The sequence below is a fragment of the Streptomyces milbemycinicus genome, from assembly GCF_002154605.1.
Taxonomy (GTDB): Bacteria; Actinomycetota; Actinomycetes; order Streptomycetales; family Streptomycetaceae; genus Streptomyces; species Streptomyces milbemycinicus.
This window is the reverse complement of sequence record NZ_MUNE01000521.1, coordinates 1-474: the sequence shown is the minus strand read 5'-3', so window position 1 is coordinate 474 and position 474 is coordinate 1. Positions and strand designations below refer to the sequence as shown.

Sequence of the window (474 nt, the reverse complement as noted above, 5' to 3'; positions counted from 1 at the left end):
GGCCACCAAGGACCAGCAGATCCAGATAGCCGAGAAGGTCCTGGCCGGACAGGGCAAGGGCGCCTGGCCGGTGTGCGGCAAGAACCTGACCACCACGGGCACCCCGACGCCCTCCACCTCCACCGCCCAGCCCTCGAAGCCGGCCGCCAAGCCCGCCAAGCCCGCCCAGCCGGCCCAGACGGCCAAGCCCGCGCAGCCCGCCAAGCCGAAGGCGCAGCCCCGCGACGAGAGCGAGCACGCCGGGCGCGGGCACGCCCGCCACGCGTTCAAGAAGGGCGACGGCGAGTACAAGGTCAAGTCCGGCGACACCCTTTCCAAGATCGCCGACGCGCACCATGTCGACGGCGGCTGGAAGAAGCTCTTCGAGCTGAACAAGGACATCGTCGAGGACGCCAACCTCATCTTCCCGGGCCAGCTGCTCCACCTCTCCTGACCCACCCGGCCGGGCCGCCCCCCACCCCGGCAGCCGGGCCG

At 71.9% G+C, this 474-nt stretch carries 1 protein-coding gene; it reads left to right on the top strand.

The window, feature by feature from the left end:
- On the top strand, positions 1–433 hold a 433-nt coding region (locus CCN51_RS36255; protein ID WP_245881740.1), incomplete at its 5' end, for a LysM peptidoglycan-binding domain-containing protein.
- Positions 434–474: the final 41 nt, after the last annotated feature.